Annotated in this window: 22 protein-coding genes, 1 other RNA gene, 1 pseudogene and 1 riboswitch; of the genes and pseudogenes, 5 read left to right on the forward strand and 19 right to left on the reverse strand. The window is 40.6% G+C overall.

Features of this window, described 5'->3' with window-relative positions; translation table 11 throughout:
* Positions 1-233 precede the first annotated feature (233 nt).
* Positions 234-434 (forward strand): cold-shock protein CspD, encoded by a 201-nt coding sequence (gene cspD, locus AC3WTB_RS11025; RefSeq protein WP_024422747.1) that lies wholly within the window; start codon positions 234-236, stop codon positions 432-434.
* 51 nt (positions 435-485) lie between these two features.
* Here cspD and AC3WTB_RS11030 read toward each other — a convergent pair whose 3' ends face one another.
* From AC3WTB_RS11030 to AC3WTB_RS11040, 3 genes are all read right to left on the reverse strand, one after another.
* Positions 486-668, reverse strand: a complete 183-nt coding sequence (locus AC3WTB_RS11030) for a hypothetical protein (RefSeq protein ID WP_039179402.1) — start codon at positions 666-668, stop codon at positions 486-488.
* 169 nt (positions 669-837) lie between these two features.
* Complete coding sequence (locus AC3WTB_RS11035) at positions 838-1,020, reverse strand: zinc-finger domain-containing protein (protein ID WP_024422748.1); 183 nt, start codon at positions 1,018-1,020, stop codon at positions 838-840.
* A 1-nt stretch (position 1,021) separates the two neighbouring features.
* Positions 1,022-1,693 (reverse strand): ribonuclease H family protein, encoded by a 672-nt coding sequence (locus AC3WTB_RS11040; RefSeq protein ID WP_041085800.1) that lies wholly within the window; start codon positions 1,691-1,693, stop codon positions 1,022-1,024.
* 94 nt (positions 1,694-1,787) lie between these two features.
* On the opposite strand from AC3WTB_RS11040, the gene AC3WTB_RS11045 reads away from it, so the two are divergent.
* The 3 genes from AC3WTB_RS11045 to AC3WTB_RS11055 are packed head-to-tail and all read left to right on the forward strand — an operon-like array spanning position 1,788 to position 3,042.
* Positions 1,788-2,477, forward strand: coding sequence for a queuosine precursor transporter (locus tag AC3WTB_RS11045; RefSeq protein ID WP_041085802.1), 690 nt, complete (start codon positions 1,788-1,790; stop codon positions 2,475-2,477).
* A gap of 1 nt (position 2,478) precedes the next feature.
* Positions 2,479-2,874, forward strand: a complete 396-nt coding sequence (locus AC3WTB_RS11050) for a reverse transcriptase-like protein (protein WP_492333728.1) — start codon at positions 2,479-2,481, stop codon at positions 2,872-2,874.
* A gap of 42 nt (positions 2,875-2,916) precedes the next feature.
* The gene (locus AC3WTB_RS11055) at positions 2,917-3,042 is read left to right on the forward strand and encodes a hypothetical protein (protein WP_003215584.1); all 126 of its coding nucleotides are present in this window, start codon (positions 2,917-2,919) and stop codon (positions 3,040-3,042) included.
* 196 nt (positions 3,043-3,238) lie between these two features.
* Here AC3WTB_RS11055 and AC3WTB_RS11060 read toward each other — a convergent pair whose 3' ends face one another.
* From AC3WTB_RS11060 to AC3WTB_RS11090, 7 genes and pseudogenes are all read right to left on the reverse strand, one after another.
* Positions 3,239-4,126, reverse strand: a complete 888-nt coding sequence (locus tag AC3WTB_RS11060) for a 5'-3' exonuclease (protein WP_058837920.1) — start codon at positions 4,124-4,126, stop codon at positions 3,239-3,241.
* 277 nt (positions 4,127-4,403) lie between these two features.
* The gene (locus tag AC3WTB_RS11065; RefSeq protein WP_039179417.1) at positions 4,404-4,667 is read right to left on the reverse strand and encodes a YpbS family protein; all 264 of its coding nucleotides are present in this window, start codon (positions 4,665-4,667) and stop codon (positions 4,404-4,406) included.
* A gap of 41 nt (positions 4,668-4,708) precedes the next feature.
* Positions 4,709-8,305, reverse strand: a complete 3,597-nt coding sequence (dynA, locus tag AC3WTB_RS11070) for a dynamin GTPase (protein ID WP_492333729.1) — start codon at positions 8,303-8,305, stop codon at positions 4,709-4,711.
* Between the two features lie 133 nt (positions 8,306-8,438).
* Entirely contained in the window at positions 8,439-8,546 is a 108-nt protein-coding gene (fbpC, locus tag AC3WTB_RS11075) for a Fur-regulated basic protein FbpC (RefSeq protein ID WP_306299200.1), read from the reverse strand.
* 64 nt (positions 8,547-8,610) lie between these two features.
* Complete coding sequence (locus AC3WTB_RS11080; RefSeq protein WP_034623498.1) at positions 8,611-9,120, reverse strand: isoprenylcysteine carboxyl methyltransferase family protein; 510 nt, start codon at positions 9,118-9,120, stop codon at positions 8,611-8,613.
* A 2-nt stretch (positions 9,121-9,122) separates the two neighbouring features.
* Positions 9,123-10,217: a type III polyketide synthase gene (locus tag AC3WTB_RS11085; protein WP_492333730.1), complete on the reverse strand. Its 1,095-nt coding sequence runs from the start codon at positions 10,215-10,217 to the stop codon at positions 9,123-9,125.
* 328 nt (positions 10,218-10,545) lie between these two features.
* Positions 10,546-10,859 (reverse strand): annotated as a pseudogene (locus AC3WTB_RS11090) (transposase); the annotation flags it as partial.
* A 331-nt stretch (positions 10,860-11,190) separates the two neighbouring features.
* Between AC3WTB_RS11090 and AC3WTB_RS11095 the strand changes: the two are divergent.
* Positions 11,191-12,045: a polysaccharide deacetylase family protein gene (locus tag AC3WTB_RS11095; RefSeq protein WP_492333731.1), complete on the forward strand. Its 855-nt coding sequence runs from the start codon at positions 11,191-11,193 to the stop codon at positions 12,043-12,045.
* A 182-nt stretch (positions 12,046-12,227) separates the two neighbouring features.
* Here AC3WTB_RS11095 and pbuX read toward each other — a convergent pair whose 3' ends face one another.
* The 9 genes from pbuX to AC3WTB_RS11140 all read right to left on the reverse strand — a co-directional run bounded on the left by pbuX (position 12,228) and on the right by AC3WTB_RS11140 (position 21,060).
* Positions 12,228-13,547, reverse strand: coding sequence for a xanthine permease PbuX (pbuX, locus tag AC3WTB_RS11100; protein WP_492333732.1), 1,320 nt, complete (start codon positions 13,545-13,547; stop codon positions 12,228-12,230).
* Positions 13,544-14,128, reverse strand: coding sequence for a xanthine phosphoribosyltransferase (xpt, locus tag AC3WTB_RS11105; protein ID WP_024422759.1), 585 nt, complete (start codon positions 14,126-14,128; stop codon positions 13,544-13,546). The genes pbuX and xpt overlap by 4 nt, the downstream gene beginning before the upstream one ends.
* 117 nt (positions 14,129-14,245) lie before the next feature.
* A riboswitch (purine riboswitch) is annotated at positions 14,246-14,345 on the reverse strand.
* A 136-nt stretch (positions 14,346-14,481) separates the two neighbouring features.
* Entirely contained in the window at positions 14,482-15,987 is a 1,506-nt protein-coding gene (locus AC3WTB_RS11110; protein WP_492333733.1) for a carboxypeptidase M32, read from the reverse strand.
* 123 nt (positions 15,988-16,110) lie between these two features.
* Positions 16,111-18,048: an ATP-dependent DNA helicase gene (locus tag AC3WTB_RS11115; RefSeq protein WP_492333734.1), complete on the reverse strand. Its 1,938-nt coding sequence runs from the start codon at positions 18,046-18,048 to the stop codon at positions 16,111-16,113.
* A 75-nt stretch (positions 18,049-18,123) separates the two neighbouring features.
* The gene (locus AC3WTB_RS11120) at positions 18,124-18,321 is read right to left on the reverse strand and encodes a hypothetical protein (protein WP_024422762.1); all 198 of its coding nucleotides are present in this window, start codon (positions 18,319-18,321) and stop codon (positions 18,124-18,126) included.
* Between the two features lie 105 nt (positions 18,322-18,426).
* A complete protein-coding gene (locus AC3WTB_RS11125) occupies positions 18,427-19,581 on the reverse strand; it encodes a THUMP domain-containing class I SAM-dependent RNA methyltransferase (protein ID WP_492333735.1) in 1,155 nt (384 codons plus the stop codon).
* Between the two features lie 108 nt (positions 19,582-19,689).
* Positions 19,690-20,076: RNase P RNA component class B (gene rnpB / locus AC3WTB_RS11130), an RNA gene on the reverse strand.
* A gap of 60 nt (positions 20,077-20,136) precedes the next feature.
* Positions 20,137-20,442 (reverse strand): cell division regulator GpsB, encoded by a 306-nt coding sequence (gene gpsB, locus AC3WTB_RS11135; RefSeq protein ID WP_012010336.1) that lies wholly within the window; start codon positions 20,440-20,442, stop codon positions 20,137-20,139.
* A 75-nt stretch (positions 20,443-20,517) separates the two neighbouring features.
* Positions 20,518-21,060, reverse strand: a complete 543-nt coding sequence (locus AC3WTB_RS11140) for an SLOG family protein (protein WP_185847115.1) — start codon at positions 21,058-21,060, stop codon at positions 20,518-20,520.

Raw genomic sequence — 21,060 nt, forward strand, 5'->3', positions numbered from 1 at the left:
TACGGACAAGCTGCACGTTAGGTTCCGAAAAGGACGTTTTATTTTTCATTGTTATTCACCAAAAAAACAAAAAAATCAAACATTCTGCTCAAAATTTGGCTCGCCTGCTTGACGCGTTACTTTTGATGGTGTATAGTGGAACCATCATTTAACAACTGTAAAGTCGTTAGGTGATGAAAATTTTTTTTAGTATGCCCAAAAGGTGTGCTACAGTACTAGGAGGAAAAAGCAATATGCAAAACGGTAAAGTAAAATGGTTCAATAATGAAAAAGGTTTCGGCTTCATTGAAGTTGAAGGCGGAGACGATGTATTCGTTCACTTCACAGCTATCGAAGGTGACGGCTACAAGTCTTTAGAAGAAGGACAAGAAGTTTCTTTTGAAATCGTTGAAGGTAATCGTGGACCTCAAGCTGCAAACGTAACAAAACTTTAATCAACTAAATCAATGATGAAACGACAAAATAAAGAGAGGCATATGCCTCTCTTATTTGATTTTCAGCTGAATTTCAATGGCTAAAATATTTTGCTTCAGTCGTTGTTCAATTTCAGAAATATCTTTTTCGAGAAAAGGTCTTCCCTTCTTTGCTACATCTACTAGCTGCTCTAGATCGCTGTATACCTCTTGAAATGTTCGATGTAATACCGTTTCGAAATCCTTATTATTCATGCCGGCCTTCCCCTTTTCCTCTATTATCCGTCACTTAGTCAAAAAGTAACTCAACCAAAACTTTCTATAGTTATATCGGCTCATTTTTCAGAATATGTTCTTTTTTAACACATTCTATCCGTTTTTTTTCACGAGCGGATGTTTGAGTAAGGAAAACCGGGGCAGCCGCTTACTTTTTAAGCAGCGTCTGTCCGTATTCTTTTATTTTCTCTCCTACTGTGCATTGCTGAATACAAAAGGAGTGGGCGTATTTTTTGCCATATTCTTTTCGAAAGTGCTTCTTAATCAAGCAATCTGAACAATACGTGTCTTGGAGATCCGTCAATTCTTGTACTGCTGTTTTTTTATCCACATTATTCAGCTCCGTCTGCTTCTAATTTCAATTTACTTTCAATTGGGACGTCTGCAAGTATCTGCCTTGCAAGCTGATCCGCTTCTGCATTTTGTTTACGATCGATGACTTCATATGTTGGCGTAAGCCTCAGCTCCTTTAAAGCCGCTTCAATCCGGTCGAGCCATTTGTTATGTATATCATCATAACAAGGCCATTCTCCTTTTAATTGATTCATGACAACTAATGAATCGCCTCTAATCGTGACAGAATTTCTGCTTGCCCCAAGGTCTTTCAAAGCTTTTACTGCCTCAAATAAAGCTGCATACTCCGCTTCATTATTGGTGATTCCTTGGAAGGGCTGATTTTTTCTCAAACGATAAGCATCTTCTCCGAGCTTATAGTAGACGACAACCCCAAGGCCAGAGTCGCCTGTTTCTTTGTGAAAACTTGCATCAAAATAGACCTGAAGCTGATCAGGTTCAAGCTTTAGTTCTTCATTTAGCTTTTCAAGTTCTTTAATAGACCACATCGCCCCTTTTTCATCTTCAAATGATAGGAGTGACTGTGGTTCTTTTTTATCGATATGTTTTGCTAAAAGCAAGGCCTCTTTTAGCTCCATCCAATCTTCTTGGAAAAAAGCAATGGACCCAATCGATTTCACTTTCATTGTATAGTGCGCTCTTAATTTCATTGATCACATCGCCTTCCCGTGCTTTTAAGGTAAACGTTCGTTATGCTATAATCAAAAAGTTACATTTTACAATGAGAAAGGAAGTTCATGTCACTTGTTTAATGAAGGTATTTGGATCTTATTTGCGATCATTAATTTTATCATTGTTCTTCTATTTTATAAAGGATTTGGCAAGATGGGCCTTTTCGTCTGGATTGGCTTTGCGACGGTTGCAGCAAATTTACAAGTGGTCAAAACCGTTGAATTGTTTGGCTTAACGGCAACACTTGGGAACATTTTATATGGCAGTGTGTTCTTTGCAACGGACGTATTGAATGAAAAATATGGACAAAATGAAGCGAGGAAAGCTGTCTGGATTGGCTTTGCCACCCTTTTAACACTAACCGTTGTCATGCAGGAGGCTTTGCTTTTCCATCCCGCTCCATCTGACATTTCTCAAACATCGCTCGAAACGATATTTGGCTTTATGCCAAGGGTCGCACTTGGCAGTCTTGCTGCTTATATCATCAGTCAAATGTTAGATGTTTATGTATATTCGTTTATTCGGCGGATATTTCCTTCCGATGGTGCGCTTTGGGTGCGCAACGCTGGAAGTACGATGATCAGCCAGCTGCTTGATACACTGATCTTCACAACCATTGCCTTTCTTGGCACCTATCCATTTCATGTATGGATCGAAATCTTCATCACGACTTATGTGATTAAATTTATCGTGGCCGCGATTGGGACACCATATGCGTATGCAGCGAAAAGAATGGTTCCGCTTGATGAAAGGGTGAAATAAATTGCCAGCTGAAATATACATTGATGGTGCTAGCGCAGGTAATCCAGGTCCTTCTGGCATCGGCATTTTCATTAAATATGATGGAAAGGCAGAATCTTTCTCGATTCCTCTCGGATCAATGAGCAATCACGAAGCAGAATTTTCCTCTCTCATTGAAGGGATGAAAATCTGCGTAGAAAAAGGACTGCGTTCCGTTTCATTTCGAACAGATTCACAGGTAGTTGACCGTGCGGCCAATGCAGGATTTGCTAAAAATCCAGCCTTTCAGCCTTTTATAAAAGAGATGATCGAGCTTCAACGGCAGTTTGATTTATTTTTCATTAAGTGGATTCCAAGCAAGGAAAATCAAGTAGCTGATCAGCTCGCTAGAAAAGCGATTCACCTTTCTAAAGGATGAATCGCTTTTTTTCGGTTATGCTAATGTATGAGGTGATACTGATTGGATAAAGAGAATAAAGGTCGTGTCACAAATGGGACAACCCCTCAAGGTGATGCGCAAACAAAAGATAAGCAGCCACTATCTCAGCTCGAAAATAGAGCGAAGAAAAGCAATACAAAAAGATGACCTTAGAGATCAGCTTAGCTGATCTCTAACAAAGGGCTAAAATGATTTTTATCTTTGTCTTCTTTTCAGCGTGATAGAAAACCTTTGCAGTCTAGGAAGGGCGAGTACCGGAGCGGAGCGAATTTGACATTCGTGAGCACCGGAGCGCAGACCTGACAACGAATGCGAGGGTTTGTCTATACGCTGAGAGATCGGCTTAGCTGATCTCTATTTTACTTAATCGATTCACCATCGGTTCAATTCCTTTGATTTGATGGTATCGCAGCATGGCAGCAGCCCGTTCTTGATTGATGTTCATCTTCGTCTCATCAATTGGACAGCTCAGCGGGACATCACATTTGATCTCTGCCAATAGACGGGAGAGTTTCAAATCTTCTAACCCTGCTTGCATTTTCTTTTGCTGTGCGGCCGTTAGTTCATGAACATTTTCTAATAATCCATCAATGGTTTGATATGTTTGAATAAATTTTAATGCTGTTTTTTCTCCGATTCCTTTCACGCCTGGGTAATTGTCACTTGAATCCCCCATAAGTGCTTTCATATCGATCAGCGCCTTTGGAGAGATGCCCATTTCCTCTTCAAATAAGGCTTTTGTATAATGTTTATAGTTCCCGATCCCTTTTTGCATCAAAGCAACAGTCACTTGTTCATTCAATATCTGCAGCAAATCTCTGTCGCCGGTTAGAACCGTCACACGTGCTTCATTCTGATAGACTGCTGCCAGCGTACCGATACAATCATCTGCCTCAAAGCCTTTTAAACCAACGTTTACAATTCCTAGTTCTTCTGTCGCTTCTTTTGCTAAATCGAATTGCGGAATGAGCTCGACAGGCGCCTCTCCTCGATTTGCTTTATAATCTTGAAACAATTCATTTCGGTATGTTTGGCTTCCCATATCCCAGCAGCACACAATATGAGTTGGCTCAAATGTCTGAACAGCGGTTAATAAATGCTTCAAATAGCCATTTACTCCATTCGTCGGGACGCCGTGATCATTTATCATAAAATTCCGATGGACAGCTGTTGCATAGAACGATCTGAACAGAAGCGCCATGCCATCAACAAGCAGTACGTGTTTATTCATTCTTATAAACTCCCTTTTTCAAAACAATACTCCTATTCTATCACAGAACATAGAATTCGACATAAAAAAGGCGCCCTCTTCTTTTGGAAAAGAAGTGGCACCTTTGGATTATTTTTGACCGTATTGCATTTTTTTCGATTCTGCTTCTGCGTAGGACGGCATCTCTTTTTGTTTCGGGTTACGCTCATCCTGCTTTTTTGCATGCTGCTTTTTTTCCATCATCATTCCCCTTTCTCGGTTCACTTGTTAAGATGACCAAAAAAGAGAAAGTTACTCTTTACTTCTGTTTTCGTTCGACATACTCCTTAACCATATCAATCGTGACATGCTTACGCAGCGGAACAATTCCGCCTCGTGCAAGCTCATTCATCTTCGAAGTAATCGCATTGATATCGTCAGTTGTAAATGGTTCGTTTTGTTCACACTTGAAAACAGCAGTCTCTATTGCCTGCTCTCTTTTTTGCTCAAGCGCAAGAAACGACTTGATATGAGCATTCTGTTTTTGTGAATGTGCGGAAATCTCTTCGTGTACGCTCGTCATTTTTTATCAACTGCTTTCTTTTTTCTATAGTCTATCATGAATCAAATGGTTTTCAACTGCTTCTTCCATTCATTTGTCTGCTTGTATACTTGTTCTATCATCGCCTGCTCTTTCGCATCTGTCGTCAAGCTCATGATAAATGTTTGTTTTTGTTCATTCAGCTGCTTGAGCGCTTCTGTCTCATATCTTTCAGTAAAGGTCTTCACCATCATTTCGTATCTGCTCTGTAATTCTTCTTTTTCTTTATCTGCCCATTTCGTCGTTAACTGGAAAAGAACATCTCGAATCGCTTCAATAAACGCTGCCTTCCCGTTCTGTTCAAAGAAAGCTTTCGATGATTTTTGCTTCTTTAAGAGCGGCTCAAACGGCGTTAGGTCCGCTTCCACTTCAATTTGTTTCAGCTCTGCATTTTTCTCATCTGGAGGCGACAGCCGGAGAGAAAAGTAAGGATCTTCTGCACACGCAGCCTGTAATCCTTTCTCCCACTCCTCTTTGAAATATTGAGTGATAAACGATTCCATTCGAATATCAAGCGCCTTAAGCTCCTGTACAAATTCAAATTCATAATCCTTTAGCGCCTGTTCAAGCGCTTTTTTCAGCTCCTGCCTGAAGTCCCCTTGAGATATTCCAGGATAAAAGGCTGTCTTTAACAGATCATTTGCATAAAGTGACAAGCGCTGAACAATGTGGTAAAGCTGTTCGTGCAAGTCCTTTTTCACACTTTCTGTCACTAGCTTAGATCGTTTAATATGGCTCATTTGATCAACGATCGCTTCATAGGATGTGTCTATCTTTTTCTTTTCTGCTTGCTTTTCATCTTCTGACTGATGCAGCGTCTCATGCAGCTTGTCGACTGTTCTACATAATGTACTCGCTTCAAAATACAGCAGCTCAATCGCATCTTTCGTTAATTCTTCCTCAATAAAATAGTCGAGCTGTGTTCTTAGCTGTGCATACTGGTTATAAGGCGACTGTCCCTTTCCTTCGATCTCTTCCTTGCTGGATACGTGATGAAGGTTTGGATGCCGGATGCCTTCTTTTGTGAGCTCATTTTTCACATAGTCAAAGACGGTTTCAAGCTCTGTTTGATCCTTTGCGAGGTCAGCTGCATTGATAATAAAAAACATTTTATCCATGCTAAATGAATCTTTTACAAGCCCGAGTTTTCGTAAAAATGACCGGTCTGCTTTTGAGAAAGAATGCTGGTAGTAAGTTAAATAAAGAAGGGCATCAGCATCCTTCATATATTGAAAGGCAATCTCTGTATGACGTTTATTCATACTGCTGGCGCCTGGTGTATCAACAATCGTCAGTCCTTTATCTGTTAAAGGTGTACTTAAATACACCGTCACTTCCTTCACCACACAAGAAACAGCCTCTTCTGCCACATATGGCTTTAATTCTTGAAGGGTGACATTGAGCGGCGTTTGTTTTTGAATGGAATCACGGAACTTTTCATGAGCGTTTAAAAAATGTTCAACAATGATGCGGTGATCCTGTTCAAGCTCTCTTTTTTTCAGCGTTCGTTCGAGTTTGGCTTGAAATGTATCTCCCTTTTCTTCTGTTATAGAAAAACCGAGAATTTGATCGAGCTCTTCTAATATTTCTTGCTCGGTTTTGAACACCACTTTCACACTTTCATGCGGATGGTCTTCTGTCGGCCGCGTCAGCTTATTGATCGAGGCTGTCGTTGGTGTAGGAGATGATGGCAGCACCTTTCTCCCAACTAGGGCATTGGCAAACGACGATTTCCCCGAACTAAAAGCACCGAATAAGGCGAGTGTAAATTCCTTCGCTTGCAGCCGCTTTGTTCGTTGTTCAAAGGACTTTCTTTGAGACTGCAGCGCATTTAATGGCATTAAAATTTGAGAAAGCTGCTCGAACTGGTCAATTGACTGCGCTGTCGTAATATGCTGTGATTGACGCATTTGATCAAGCTCTGTCTGCTGCTTATTTTCTTTCTCGCTTTCTTCCGCATGAATGGACGTATGATTCTGATTTAGCTCGTCATGCTGCATCCGATGTTTTTTCACATAAAACCAATCATCTGTGATCTGCTCATTTATTCCGTTTTGCCATATATCCCATACATGCTCAATATCTCTTCTGATTTGATCATTTTTTGCCATGCATTGCTCCAGCGCTTGGAGCTCCTGTGCTGCCTGGGCCCAATTATCTTGCTGCTTTCCTTTTTCATTCATGAGCTGGGTTTTCAGCGTCTCGGTCATTTGTTCAATCAATGGTATTGCTTTCTGTTTGGTCTGTCTTTTCAGTGCTTCACCAGCATCTTTTGCATATTGCAAAACGTATTCATTTGAAAATGTCGCACCATGATGAATGACGTTCTCAAGCAGTGATTCTTCCACAGGTGTTTCAAATGCCATCACTTGATTTAATAGCGCTTCACCAAGCTGATGTTTCTTGACTTCTTTTTTGAGCAGCTCAGCAATATGCCAGTCCACTTCAGCTTTCATTCTTGCTTTGACATCTGCTAAGAAATCGTTCGCCCGCTTTTCTTTTTCCTGCTCAGTTTTATTTTTAGCGAATAGCAGTCCTACCTTAAAGCCAGGTGCTTTCGATTCAATATAGTCACTTGCAAGCTCTCTCATTTTAAATGGGGTTAGGTTTGCATTTTTTAAAATATTCTCGACTTCAGAAGACACTTCGTCTTCTAACTGTTTTGCTCCATTTTCAATAAAGCTGCTTTTCGCTTCAAGTTCCTTGACTTCTCTTCTTTTTTCTTGAAGCAGTGAATCAAGATCCTCTTCTTGCAGCTCTTCTTTTAATGAGTCAATATGTTCTTTTAAAACATTCTCTATTTTCTGCTCGGTATAGGCGCGAAGTGATGCTTTCGGCAATGTTTGTAATTCTTGCAGTTTCTCGATTAAACGAATCATTTCGTTTCTTGGATGCGACTCATCGGTTACAGATGTAAAGTATAGATGTTCTTCTTCAATGCCCTCTTTAAGAAGCATATCAACTACTTGATTTTTGTAGTCTTCAAACGCTGTCTCATGCTCATCATGTCGATCGACTTGATTTACGATGAAATAAAGATTTGGCACTTTCTCTTTAATGGAGCGAATGAAACGAATGTTTTCTTCTGAATGAACATGGTTGTAGTGCACGACATAAAAAAGAGCATCTGCTTGATGAAGAATAGACGCGGCAGATAAAAAATGGGTATGATCCGTTGAATCAATTCCAGGCGTATCAATCAGTGCCACCTTTTCTTCCAATCCTCTATAGTCCCCGCTAATTTCCACCATTTCAATCTGTTCCCCGTCCTTACAAAAACGCTGAACTGCTTCTTTATCATAAGAACCGCTCATTTTTGCAAAACGGCCATCTGAGGTGTGAAGCTTTACTTCACTCTCCCCTTTCCTCACGACGACCAAGTTTGCACTTGTTGGAATCGGACTCGTTGGCAGGATGTGATCATGAAGCAGATGATTGACAAGTGATGACTTTCCAGCTGAATAGTGGCCGGTAAATGCGATATACACTTCTTCTTCTGCTTCCTTTTTGATAATCGATGCAAGTTTGGCTGCGCGTTCATGATCATCCCTTTTGAGAAGGCTTTGATATAAAGCACCTGTAGTTTGAACGAGCGAATCTCGAATAGACAAGTCTTCCATGACGATAAACCCCTTTGTTTTTAGAAAAGTCAGTTATGTATGTGATACCATTTTACACAAAATCAAGAGATTTTTCTTCTGATCTGAGGAAATAAAAAAAAGCTGCTGCCCGATCAGTCGCAATTGACTGCGATCAGGAAGCAGATTTTTTAGAAACACCTTTTAATACGAAGCCAATTAATAGGCTGTATACACAGACCGTACCGAGTAAGAAAACCATTGTCATGTGATCACCGTCCATCCTTCGTGATTGAGAATGCTTATCATTAATGAAAGTGTATCACAATTGATAATGATTTTCAATATTAATTTAACAAATACTGATTGAGCGCTTTCTCTTCTGTTTGAATTCTCACAGCCATCATCCATGCATTTAAACATGTGAACAAAATGGCGGTAAAATAGGCATTAAATAAAAGCGGGATCAGCATAAGCTCAATCGCCACCACGACATAGTTAGGATGCTTTAACCAGCGATAAGGTCCTTTTTTCACCATCATCGCATTTGGTACAACTAAAATCTTCGTATTCCAATACGTTCCAAGAGAGCATAATGCCCAATATCGAATAACCTGTGTCGCCAGCAGGAAAACGAGCAGCACAAGAAAATAGCGCGACGGCGGCCTGTTTAACCCCCATACCTCAACCATGAGTGAGAGAAAAAAGCCCGCATGCATAGCGACCATATAAGGATAATGACTTGCACCAAATTCAATGGCACCGATCGCTTTCACTTTCTTTTCATTTCTTTTAGCCACAAGCATTTCAATAAGCCGCTGACACACGAAGAAACCAATGACGAGCCAAATGATCATGATCAGACCTCCTCCCATTTCATGAGCAGCAACTCTGAGGAAAATCCCGGACCAAGCGCTCCGCAAAGACCCATATCTCCCGCTTCAGCGGATTGATGTTCAAGATAATGCTTGATCACATACAAAACTGTGGCAGAGGACATATTTCCGTGTTGTCTGAGTACTTCTTTTGATGAAAAAAGCTGATCTTCTTGTAAGGATAGACTTTTAATATAGGCATCGATCACTTTTTTCCCTCCAGGATGGGCAAGAAAAACCGATAGGTCTTCTGCCGAATACCCTTGCTGCTCTAAAAATTGATCGACTTGCTCTTTTAACCAGCCGGAAATAATGGAAGGAATGTCACGGGAGAATATAACCCGAAAGCCGTCACTTGTAAATTCCCAGCCCATCACATCCTCAGACTCTTTCATTGTGACGGATTGTGTACCAATCACTTTAGGAACTGTTTTTAGATGGGTATATTCAGATACGCCTTTTTCTCCAGTTAATAATAGAGCTGCTGTCCCGTCTCCAAACAAAGATGTACCGATTAAATTGCTTTTTGATTGATCTTGCGGCTGAAAGGTTAAACTGCACAGTTCACAGGCGACAACCAGTACCTTCGCTTCTGGAAATGCTCTTATGTATTCGTAAGCCCGGGACAACCCCGCCGCTCCGCCCCCGCATCCTAAGCCCCAAATCGGCACCCGTTTCGTATAAGGCGAAAAAGGGAGAACGTTCATCAGTTTTGCATCAAGGCTTGGTGTAGAAAGTCCGGTGCTTGAAATAAAAAACAATGCATCGATCTCTTCAAACGGAATCGGTTTTTTCAGGAATGCCTTTTCATGAAGACAGTGTATGACCGCTTCTTTTGCATGAGCCAATGCTTTTTCCAAATAGAGGTTGTTTTTCTCCTCAAAAGAGTGGTGCGTCTGATACCATTCAATTGGCTGCACAAACTGTCTGCTCTCGATTTCTCCATTTTGAAAAGCTCTGAGCAGCCGGTCGATATCTTTAAACGATCGTTTAAATTGGGATCTAGCAAAATCAGCCGCCTTTTTCTGATCCACATGATGTTGTGGCAGACTCGTTCCAACAGAAAGAATGTACGCCATCGGCTTCACCTCTTTTTTCGATTAATATCCCCTATCGAAAAAAGGATATACATGCCAAAACGTCACAATTCAGTCAAAATATTTTCCTCCGGCTAACTTTTTGTCTTGACGACAATTGATAAATATTGGATAATATAGGTGAAAACATGATGTAGTTTTCCTCCTTCACAGGTTCGTTCTAAGCCAAGCGAACCTGCTTTTTTTATGCAAAAAAACACTTCTAAAAGAGAAGTGTTCAGACCGTAGAAACTCCCCCTTTACTTTAAATAAAAGTGGGGTTTTCACTATAATTATAAAGGGTTTACGCTGGACATAGTGTTTTTCATGTCTAGTTAGCTAATTTTTTAAGATTCATGGCAGCGAGAGTAAGCATCGCTTGCATTGAAATTTTTTTAGTACACGAAGTTTCGCCCAACGCATACTATGCTTTTCTTTTGCATCCGCAAAGACGCGTTCTTTATTTCTCTCCGCTTTGCATAGTTGCTTTTATTTATTTCAGTGAGTCTTAGGTAGTTTGCTTCATCTAGTCTTGCCAAATATGCGATGAATTTGCTTGGTATGATTTTGACTTTGTGTACAGTTATCTAGAAAAGAACAAGTTTTACAAACCTCTGAACCGGACACATATTGTTTAAATCCTTCGTTGTACGGTAAGAGAGAATTTGCCGATATCTTCTTTATTTTGTAGTGGTACGAGCTTTTCTCTATGTTTTTTGAGATTAATCGCCTCTGTCTCCACTTTCCACATAAGCACCTTTTTTCAATGAAATCGTCATTATACAACACTTTCATAAGGAATCTCCCTTTCGCTTCGAATTAATGGTCACATCTGCTGCTAATTTATTTGAATTTTCTGTATAAAAAGGATTTTTTCCACTATATATAATCAATATGAGTACCAAGAAAAACAGTGAAAAAAGAAAGAATCTACAACATGGTTCGGCTCAAAATTTAATTGACTGGAGTGATTGTAATGAAAAAGGTTTCCAAAAAAAAGACACCCTACAACACGATACTTCTCTCAAAGATAATTGGTTTAGGGCTTCTTACACTGTTTCTCTTTTTTATCTGGGATATGTCTAAACCCCATTTGCAGGCGACAAATGGGCAAGCAAAAAATGTTGCCAGCAGTGACTTCCGTGACACAAGCATCAGTCTGAAAGCAAAAGATCAGTCTACAAGAACATTGGATACACATTTTAAGACCAATCCAAACCAACAGGCAACGAATAAAACGGTCTTTTTAACATTTGATGATGGTCCTTCTGCTACATCAAATCAGCTGTTAAATGTATTAAAAGCACATCACGTGAAGGCGACGTTCTTCATGCTTGGACCGCAAATCCAAGCACACCAATCAGCTGTGAAAAGACTTTATCAAGAAGGACATCAATTAGGTCTTCATGGCATGACGCATGATATAAACCTCTTTTATCAGAACAGCGAGTCTCCCGCAAATGAAATGAGAGAAGCTCAGCATATTCTTGCCTCTGTTACAGGCGTCTACAGCCGTCTTGTAAGAACCCCCTATGGCAGTGTTCCAAATTTAACATATCATCAAAAAGTACGTTTAAACCAAAATGGCTTTATTTACTGGGACTGGACGATTGATAGCCTTGACTGGAGATATAAAAACTCACAATATGTTCCAGAGGTATTGAATCAATTGCAAATGTTTGAGAAAAATAAACCATGGGAACCAAAAGTTATATTAATGCATGATCAACCCTCTACCACAAACTATTTAGACAGCCTGATTATACAGCTAAAAGCAAGGGGCTATACATTTGCAGTCATTAACGAAACAATGCCACCGGTACAACATTAATAGTGCTAATCACAAAAAGCCCGTATCCAAAAGATGCGGGCTTTCAGCTTGTAGACAAACCCTCACACGCTCCTTCCTAGGATCAAAGGTTTTTTATCAAGCTAAAAAGAAGACAAAGAGCTAAAATAAAAGGTCATTTTAGCTCTTTGTCCATAATCTGCACCCCTCTCCAAGAGAGATGTTTACATAACAGATTGCTTAGGCTCTTCCATAAGCTCCTGCTCTATTTCTTTTTTAAATGGAATCATGTGATAAATAATATGAAGCAAAATTGCGGTAAAGCTTCCGGCCACAATGCCGTTACTTGTTAATAATTTCATCGAATCTGGCAGATGCTCAAACATTTGCGGCACGACGGTAACACCTAAGCCGATTCCCACGGAGCAAGCAACGATCAATAAGTTCTCCTGCTTTGCAAAATCCACGCGCGAGAGCATTTTAATACCGTATGCAATGACCATGCCAAACATGGCAACCATTGCACCGCCAAGAACCGATTTTGGAATAATCGTTGTAAAGGCAGCGATTTTAGGAAAAAGACCAAATAACATGAGCAATGCACCTGTTACGACAATGACTTGGTTTTTCTTGACTCCTGTTAGCTGGATCAATCCAACGTTTTGCGAGTAGGCTGTGTACGGAAAAGCATTGAAGATTCCACCTAATAACACAGCAATCCCCTCTGCCCGATAGCCTTTAGCCAAATCTTTTTCTTTTAATGAACGGTTTGTTAAATCACCTAGTGCGAAATAAACGCCTGTTGATTCAACCAATGACACAATCGCTACTAACGTCATGGTCATGATCGGTGCAAATTCAAAGGTCGGCATGCCAAAATAAAATGGCTCAATCATGCGGAAAACCTGGGCGTTTGCCACCTCAGCTGTTTCCACTTTCCCCATAAACGCAGCAACTGCTGTCCCAAGGAGAATACCGATTAAAATGGCGATCGCCTTCATAAACCCTTTCGTGAATCGATAGAGCAGTACAATGATAAATAGTACAAGGAAAGCGAGCTCTAGATTTTCAAAAGAACCATAGTCCGCACTTCCTTCTCCTCCTGCCATATTGTTCATTGCTACAGGAATGAGGGTGATCCCAATAATGGTGACGACAGAGCCTGTGACAACAGGCGGGAAAAATTTCACAAGCTTCCCAAAGAAAAAAGAAAGAAGAATGACAATACACCCAGCAGCGATAATACTGCCATAGATAGACGAAATTCCATACTTAGAGCCAATCGCAATCATCGGCGAAACCGCAGTAAATGTACAGCCTAATACAACAGGCAGACCGATCCCAAAGAAGCGGTTTTTCCATACTTGAAGCAATGTAGCAGCCCCGCACATGAAAATATCCGCAGAGATGAGGTAAGTCAGCTGTGCAGGCGTGAGCCCAAGCGCATCTCCAACAATGAGCGGTACAAGAACAGCACCTGCATACATTGCAAGTACATGCTGAATGCCCAGCGAGAGCGTTTTGACTTTTTTAGCGGTACTCATGATTGTACCTCCCGTACAAACGTGACTTTCCCTTCCTCAAGTGATTCAATACGTGCGAGGGACTCGACGCGGTAGCCCATTTGCACAAGCGCATTTCTTCCAGGCTGGAATGATTTTTCAATGACAATGCCAAATCCGGCTACTTTCGCCTTTGCCTGCTTTGCAATCGCAGCAAGCCCTTTCGCAGCTTCACCATTTGCTAAAAAGTCATCGATGATTAACACACAATCGTTTTCACTCAGATGCGTATTTGAGACAGCAATCGTGCTTTCTACTTTTTTTGTAAAAGAGTACACACTGGCTGTTAACAGGTTATCCGTTAATGTGAGTGATTGACGTTTTCTTGCAAACACAACAGGGACTTGAAGAGCAAGCCCAGCCATCACAGCAGGTGCGATGCCTGAAGATTCGATTGTGATGATTTTTGTAATGCCATCATGCTTAAATAATCTAGCAAACTCTTGCCCAATCTCATGCATTAACACAGGATCAATTTGATGATTTAAAAAAGCATCTACCTTTAACACTTGATTTGACAGAACGATCCCTTCGTTCTCAATTTTTTGACGTAACAATTCCATCATTTTTCCCCCTAGCATATTGGCAAACATTCGATTTTTTGCATAAAAAAAGCATTGCTGCCCATGAGGAGCAAGCAATGCGAAAACGATCCACGGATCTTCAGCTCAAACAAGAGCTGTTTCATTTTGCTCACTCATAGTCGGACCGTATCGGTGTCCGGTAGAAACTTGCGTGCCATCATCACGCGATTATATGAGTGTTATAGTGTTCAAATTATAACAAGATTTCAGACGCTTGGAAAGCACTTTTCTAGAAAAATACCGAACTTAAATAATAGATCAGAACAAAATGTTCGTTTTTAGAATATTCAAGCATCAAAAAAGCACCCTTCTCATGAAAGGGTGCCCTTCTTTTATGATAAATACAGTTTCGTATATTTATCCGTTAAGTAGTCGATTAAATATTGAACATTTAATTCTTCACCTGTTGCATCTTGAATGATTTCAGATGGCTTTTTCCGTTTTCCATGCTGATGAACATGTTCCGTCAGCCATTCTTTTATCGGTGCAAAAGACCCATTTTGAATTAGCTCATCAAAATTTGGTAAGTCTTTGATCATTTGTTGTTTTAATTGGGCCGCATACATATAACCAAGGGCATATGAAGGGAAATAGCCAAAGCTTCCATCAGACCAGTGAACATCCTGCAAGATACCGAGTGCATCATTAGGAGGCGTAATGCCAAGATACGCTTGATATTTTTCATTCCAAAGTGCAGGTAGATCTTCCACCGCTACTTCTTCATTGAAAATCGCTTTCTCAATTTCATAGCGGATGATAATGTGAAGCGGATACGTCAGTTCATCGGCTTCAATTCGAATGTAAGTCGGCTTCGATTCATTCACTGCATGCACAAAGTCTTCTAAAGAAACATCTTTAAACTGCTCAGGAGATGCTTCTTGCAGCTTTTGATAATACGTTTTCCAGAAATCTTCGTGTCTGCCGATAAAGTTCTCAAAGAAAAGAGACTGTGATTCATGGATACCCATTGAAGTGCCATCACATAAAAGCGTTCCGCTCAGTGCTTCATCAATGTTTTGCTCATAAATCGCATGACCACATTCATGAATCGTGCCAAAGATCGCCATTCGAAAATCATGCTCATCATAACGGGTCGTCACACGCACGTCACCTCTGCTTAATGTCACTGCAAATGGATGGACGGTTGTATCAAGGCGGCCTGCGTCAAAGTCATATCCTAATTCTTTTAAGAAAAAGAGGCTCAATTCCTTTTGTTTATCGATTGGAAAGCTTTTCGATAAAAATGAAGTATCCGGCTTATTTGGTGAAGCTTCGATTTTTTTCACAAGAGGAACAATGGCGTCACGAAGTGCACCAAATTTTTGATCAAGCTGTTCAACCGTCATATCTGGCTCATAGTTATTGAGCAGCACATCATAAGGCGTTTTTTTCACGCCCCAATATTGGATGAAACGCTTGTTGAAGTTAATAAGCTGTTTTAAGTATGGTGCAAAGAGTGAAAAGTCTGATTTCTCCCTTGCTTCAACCCAAATATGCTCTGCTTTTGATTGCAAAATCGAGTATTCTTTAAATTCTTCTTTCGGAATTTTACTGTTTTCATCATACTCTTTTTGTGATAATTCGAGCGCCTTCTGTGTATCTTTTGACAGCTCATCTCGATGTTTGTTTAATTCGTGAAGAAGATCTCTCATTTCGTCAGAAGTCTTCATATTAAAAATATCACTTGATAATTGACCGATCGTTTCCGCTCTAAAATCCGCACTTTTTTTAGGCGCTTGTGTTCTAGAGTCCCAATAAAGTAAATGGAGCGCCTCTGTATAATGGGCGATTTTCCCTAGTAATTGATAAAACGCTTTCTCAGTTGCTTCAAGACTCATGCGTTTGTTCCCCCAATCAATAATATGTATGTACGTTTCAAGGCTACTTCAATGAATGTTCTTTTGTCAATGAAAAAGGAGGATACACAGCGGTATCCTCCTCCTTTACAAGTTTTCAGCTATTTAAGATGTAATGATGGGCTTCACTGGCAGAACGGATTCAATTTTACTTTGAAGCGCTGTATCTTCCTTACGATCAAAATAAATATGAATGCTTCCTGCGTCTTGGCTTGTCCGGATCAGTCTTCCAATCCCTTGGCGTAAGCGAAGCAGCATATACGGAAGGTCAACTTCAGCATGTGCATCCTTTGCTTCATTTCGTTTCGCTTCAAATACCGGATCATGCGGCGGATAAGGAAGTCCCCAGATGATCACATTCGTTAATGATTCACCTGGAATATCAAGCCCTTCCCACAGATGAACAGAGCATAACACAGACGTCTCATCAGCTTGGAACTTTTGAACAATTGTGCTGATTTCCTCGTCTCCCTCAAAATATACGTCAAACGGCAGTGATTCATTTGCTGCTTCAAGCTGTTTTCTAAAGAAATGGAGTTCATCAAATGAAGGGAATAGAATCAGAGATCGTCCTCCATTTTCTTTCAGCTGAGTGATCACTTGCTGTGCTTTTGCCTCTTGCTCAGCGATCTGCTGAATTCCATGGAAATAAATCTTCATTTGTTCATCGTAATCATACGGCGAAGCGACACTCATTGATAAGTAATCTTTAATCCCAAGACTTTCAGCTAAATAATCAAAGGATTGATTCTCAGACAATGTAGCGGAAGAGAAAATATAAGGTCTTTTTTGCGAGAAAACTTTTTCGCCAAGTACCTCTGCAACCGTCTTCGGCATCACAACAAATGTTGTATCTAATTCCTGTTTTTCCAGCCAGCTAATGGCATTTTTTTGATAAAGCGATAGAGAATACGCCATTTGTTCAATGTATTCTTCCACAACAGATAATTCGTATTGATCGATCGTATACATTTCAGATTCAAACACGAGCGCTTCTCCGATTTTTTCAAGCAAGTCACACAATTCGCTTGCAGAACGCTTCACCTCATCGACACGCCCAATTTCAAGCCGGTGCGAGCCTTTGACTTCTTTGGCATGTGTTTTTAAGAGATAAAAGAACTCATCGTTTGTTGCAAGTGCATCTTCAACAAGCTCTGCAAATTCTTCGCGTATGTCGTTTTGCAAAAGACGCTCCAAAAATGTTTCAAGCGTTGATTGCTTCACTCGGTACGTTAACGCTTTTTGAGCGGCAAACTCGAGAAGATGTCCTTCATCAAATACGACGGAGCTATGCTCAGGAAGCAGCGGAAGCTGTCCCTCACGTTTTCGGGATTCCTTCGTCCACACATGCTCCATGTAAAAATCATGTGAACAGATGATGAGGTCTGTCGCTTTTCGGTAATGATCTCTTGATAAATTCAGACCGCAGCGATGGCGCATATCGCACGTCAGGCAGTCCTGAAATGAGTCATAGCCAATTCGTGACCATTCATCATTTGATAACTCTGGATACTCTTTTCGATCGCCATATGGATAAAAGGTTTGCATACCATGTGATTCATGAACAAATGAAGGTAGTAATTCATAAATATCGAGCCACTTTTCATCATCTTCACGCTGCATCGTTTTCTCTAGCTTCTTTAAGCATAAATATTGATCATGCGATTTACTTAATCTCGCATCTATTTGAATATCAAGGTGATTGGCAATTTTATAGATATCACCTTCTTGTTTAACGAGCTGTTCAATTAACGTTTCGTCTGCACATGCAATAATCGCAGGCTTCCCTGTATACCTTGCATATGTGACGGCAAATAATAGATAGACGATGGTTTTGCCTGTGCCTACCCCAGCTTCGGCAAACATCACACTTTTTTCTTTAAAGGCTCTTTCTAGCTGAAAAGCCATGAATATTTGTTCATCTCGAAGATCAAAGCCCTTTTCTGGCAAAATGTCATAAAACACATCACCAATCCAGTTGCCCAGTTCTTCGTAAAAATTGTGTTCTTTTGATAATGAAAAAGGCAAACGAGATGCTGTCACCTGCTTCAACCCCCAACTTTTGAATCATTCAGACATTCAATAGTACCATTTACGCTGGGGAAAAACAATCTTTTTTTATGAGCGCAGGCGATGTTGATAGCTTTCCTTCATTAAAAATGCATGCTCAGAACGTTCTATGTATGCCTGAGCCAGTGCCAAATCTTCGATGGCTGCCGTAAGCTGAGCAGATTGTCCACCTTCATGCCCTTCTATTTCTTGAGCAGTCGAAGCGAGTGCTTTTTGGATTAACTGAATTTGATCATAATGAATCATGAAGACACCTCTTTTTTTAAAATCAAGTTCAGTTTATTCCGTCTCGCTTAGAGTTATACCTTTTCTGCACAAAAAAGCCGCACCTTCTTTCGGTGCGGCCATTTATTACGATTCGGTTGTTTGTTTTCTAGGCGGGCGTTTTCCCCAATATTGATAATAGTCTGTTTTGATAAAACCGTTAAACAGCTTTCTCTTTTTCGTCGCTTTTCTTCCGAAGCATTCTTCGAATTTTTCGTGTGACGTTAAGATGTATATGGACCAGGTATCTAGGTTCTTAAATGCTTCACCCATTCCTTGATACATTTTTTCAACTGCTGGTTTATCACTCAGTCGTTCACCGTAAGGAGGATTTCCGACAATCACACCATACTCGTCTTTTGTTTGAAAGTCTTTTACTTGCATTTGTTTAAACTCAATCAGTTCACTTAGTCCTGCTTCTTCTGCATTCATTTTTGCAATGTCTACCATACGATGGTCGATATCACTTGCAATAATGCGGAGCGGCTGGTCATAGTTTGCTTTTTCTTCTACTTCTACTCGCGCTTTGTTCCATACGTCTTCACCGATCCATTCCCATGATTCAGACGCAAAATCCCGGTTGAATCCCGGGGCAATGTTTTGTCCTATCATCGCTGCTTCAATGGCGATTGTTCCTGATCCGCAGAAAGGATCAACAAACGGACGGTCAGGTGTCCAGTTCGTTAATAGGACGAGCGCAGCTGCAAGCGTTTCTTTAATAGGTGCTCCGCCTTGATCCATGCGGTATCCACGTTTATGAAGACCTACACCTGATGTATCAAGAGTAAGCACAGCTTTATCTTTTAAAAGAGCGATCTCGATTTTATATTCAGGGCCCGTCTCTTCAAGCCATTCAGAATGAATGTTGTAGGAGGATTTCAGCTTTTGCGCGATGGCTTTTTTGACGATACGCTGGCAGTCCGGAACACTGGCAAGCTGAGATTTCACAGATTTCCCGATGACAGGAAACGTACTGTTTTTTGGTAAAAAAGCGGCCCAGTCAATCGCTTTCGTCCGTTCAAAAAGCTCATCAAATGTTTTTGCCGAAAATTCAGCAACTTGTACCTTGATCCGGTCTGCTGTACGCAGCCAAAGGTTTGCACGGCAAATCGCAAGAGCATCCCCCTTGAAAATCACTTTTCCATTGTCGACTGTGCACTCATAGCCAAGGTCTCTTACTTCTTTTGCAACAATTGCTTCAATCCCCATTGGAGCTGTTGCGATGAGTGTATAGGTTTTCATTGATTTATCACCTGTTTTCTCGTCCTTTTATGTATTCAAGATAAAAGCTCTCCATATGTTGAAATAGGAGAGCTTTGTTTCATCATGTTTATTATAACGGATATAACGTTCTGTAAGCCATGTTTTGTTCCATCGTACTGCAAACGGCAAATGCCTCGTACTCAGGTGGTAATCATCTATCTACAGAATTCTCTGTCCTTCTCTCCGTTTGGTTCCTTTGAGAAAGTTCCCCTACCAAGTTTGGGTTTCTCGCTCGAGGGGTTTACCGCGTTCCACTCTCACCATTTCTAGTGAGACTTCGTCACTGTGGCACTTTCAAGGATACTTTGCCATATCCTAAAAAGGACGTAGGCATTTTTCCTGCCGTCAGCCTTTCCCAGGCTGCCCTGGCTTATTTTTTCGCCAGGCACGAACACTACGGGCATCTCAGCACCGTGCGAGCATGGACTTTCCTCTGCAATACCCTAAATAGCATTACAGCGATTACCCGAACGTTAATCAATAAGCGTTATTATAAACGACAATGACATCTGACACAAGCTTTTTCAGCAAGACTCAATCATAAAGTTTGCTGCCAAAAACGTGTTTCTCAAGGTTCGATAGTCTTTTTAAAATATCAAAGTTAGTTGTATTAGACTGTGCAGGCTGTCTTTTCCCTTGTTCAACAGCTTCTTCAAGCTGTTTTGACAAGTGGAGGTTTTCTTGTTGAAGTTTTTCGATTTCTTGGTTGAAGGTCTCATAGTCTTTAATAACCATATCTAAAAATTTATCGACTTCTTCTTGTTTGTACCCTCTGACACCTGTTTTAAATTCTTTTTCTAAAATTTCTTTCGCAGAAAGCTTTACTTTATCAGCAAGCATCTTTTTCACCTCATATCGTGAATTCATAGTATATTTTTTCAGAAATACGTGACGTTGTCAAATTTTCTCTTGCTTTTAATCAAAAAACGGATCTTCCGCCTCAACCTGCGCTCTTAGATCATCCATTGTGATGTACATAATGGGGTAATCGGTATAGGCTTCTGCTTCTCTAATCATATACTTCGGCGATCCCTCATGCTCGGGATCATATAAGACGAGAAGTCCATCTGTTTTTTCAATAAAAAAGCGGTTCTTTTGTTTAAATTGTGCCGGACTTTCATACGGTCTATGCGTGACACTTTCTACAAAATCGGCCTGTGCAAGAATTCCTTCATACAATTCTTTGTTTTGCTCATTCCAGCGCTCTTCCTGTTCATAAAATGGCGTAATGACTGCAAGTTTTAACGCTGGATATTCCTCCTGAAGCTCAAACACCACTTCGGCTGTCCAGATTTCTGCCCCAAGCTGGCCTGATATGAGCACCCATTCCAAACCTTCTTCGATAAGGGCTATCAGCCTTTTTTGAAGCTCCGCTTTTATGTATTGAAGTGCAGGCTCGTCCTGCTTGAATATCCCAAGCTCAAACGGCTTGTACCCTGTGACAGCAATAATCTTCAT

Source organism: Bacillus sp. EB106-04-04-XG123 (genome assembly GCF_058791855.1).

Bases quoted from the DNA above. Each gene is read 5' to 3' on its own strand.
- AC3WTB_RS11065 (WP_039179417.1), bottom strand. From the start codon at position 4,667: ATGACGAGCGTACACGAAGAGATTTCCGCACATTCACAAAAACAGAAT.
- cspD (WP_024422747.1), top strand. From the start codon at position 234: ATGCAAAACGGTAAAGTAAAATGGTTCAATAATGAAAAAGGTTTCGGC.
- AC3WTB_RS11040 (WP_041085800.1), bottom strand. From the start codon at position 1,693: ATGAAATTAAGAGCGCACTATACAATGAAAGTGAAATCGATTGGGTCC.
- gpsB (WP_012010336.1), bottom strand. From the start codon at position 20,442: ATGCTTGCTGATAAAGTAAAGCTTTCTGCGAAAGAAATTTTAGAAAAA.
- AC3WTB_RS11140 (WP_185847115.1), bottom strand. From the start codon at position 21,060: ATGAAGATTATTGCTGTCACAGGGTACAAGCCGTTTGAGCTTGGGATA.
- AC3WTB_RS11125 (WP_492333735.1), bottom strand. From the start codon at position 19,581: ATGAAAACCTATACACTCATCGCAACAGCTCCAATGGGGATTGAAGCA.
- AC3WTB_RS11080 (WP_034623498.1), bottom strand. From the start codon at position 9,120: ATGATCATTTGGCTCGTCATTGGTTTCTTCGTGTGTCAGCGGCTTATT.
- AC3WTB_RS11110 (WP_492333733.1), bottom strand. From the start codon at position 15,987: ATGAGTCTTGAAGCAACTGAGAAAGCGTTTTATCAATTACTAGGGAAA.
- AC3WTB_RS11120 (WP_024422762.1), bottom strand. From the start codon at position 18,321: ATGATTCATTATGATCAAATTCAGTTAATCCAAAAAGCACTCGCTTCG.
- AC3WTB_RS11095 (WP_492333731.1), top strand. From the start codon at position 11,191: ATGAAAAAGGTTTCCAAAAAAAAGACACCCTACAACACGATACTTCTC.
- xpt (WP_024422759.1), bottom strand. From the start codon at position 14,128: ATGGAATTGTTACGTCAAAAAATTGAGAACGAAGGGATCGTTCTGTCA.
- dynA (WP_492333729.1), bottom strand. From the start codon at position 8,305: ATGGAAGACTTGTCTATTCGAGATTCGCTCGTTCAAACTACAGGTGCT.
- AC3WTB_RS11085 (WP_492333730.1), bottom strand. From the start codon at position 10,217: ATGGCGTACATTCTTTCTGTTGGAACGAGTCTGCCACAACATCATGTG.
- fbpC (WP_306299200.1), bottom strand. From the start codon at position 8,546: ATGGACGGTGATCACATGACAATGGTTTTCTTACTCGGTACGGTCTGT.
- AC3WTB_RS11030 (WP_039179402.1), bottom strand. From the start codon at position 668: ATGAATAATAAGGATTTCGAAACGGTATTACATCGAACATTTCAAGAG.
- AC3WTB_RS11060 (WP_058837920.1), bottom strand. From the start codon at position 4,126: ATGAATAAACACGTACTGCTTGTTGATGGCATGGCGCTTCTGTTCAGA.
- pbuX (WP_492333732.1), bottom strand. From the start codon at position 13,547: ATGAGTACCGCTAAAAAAGTCAAAACGCTCTCGCTGGGCATTCAGCAT.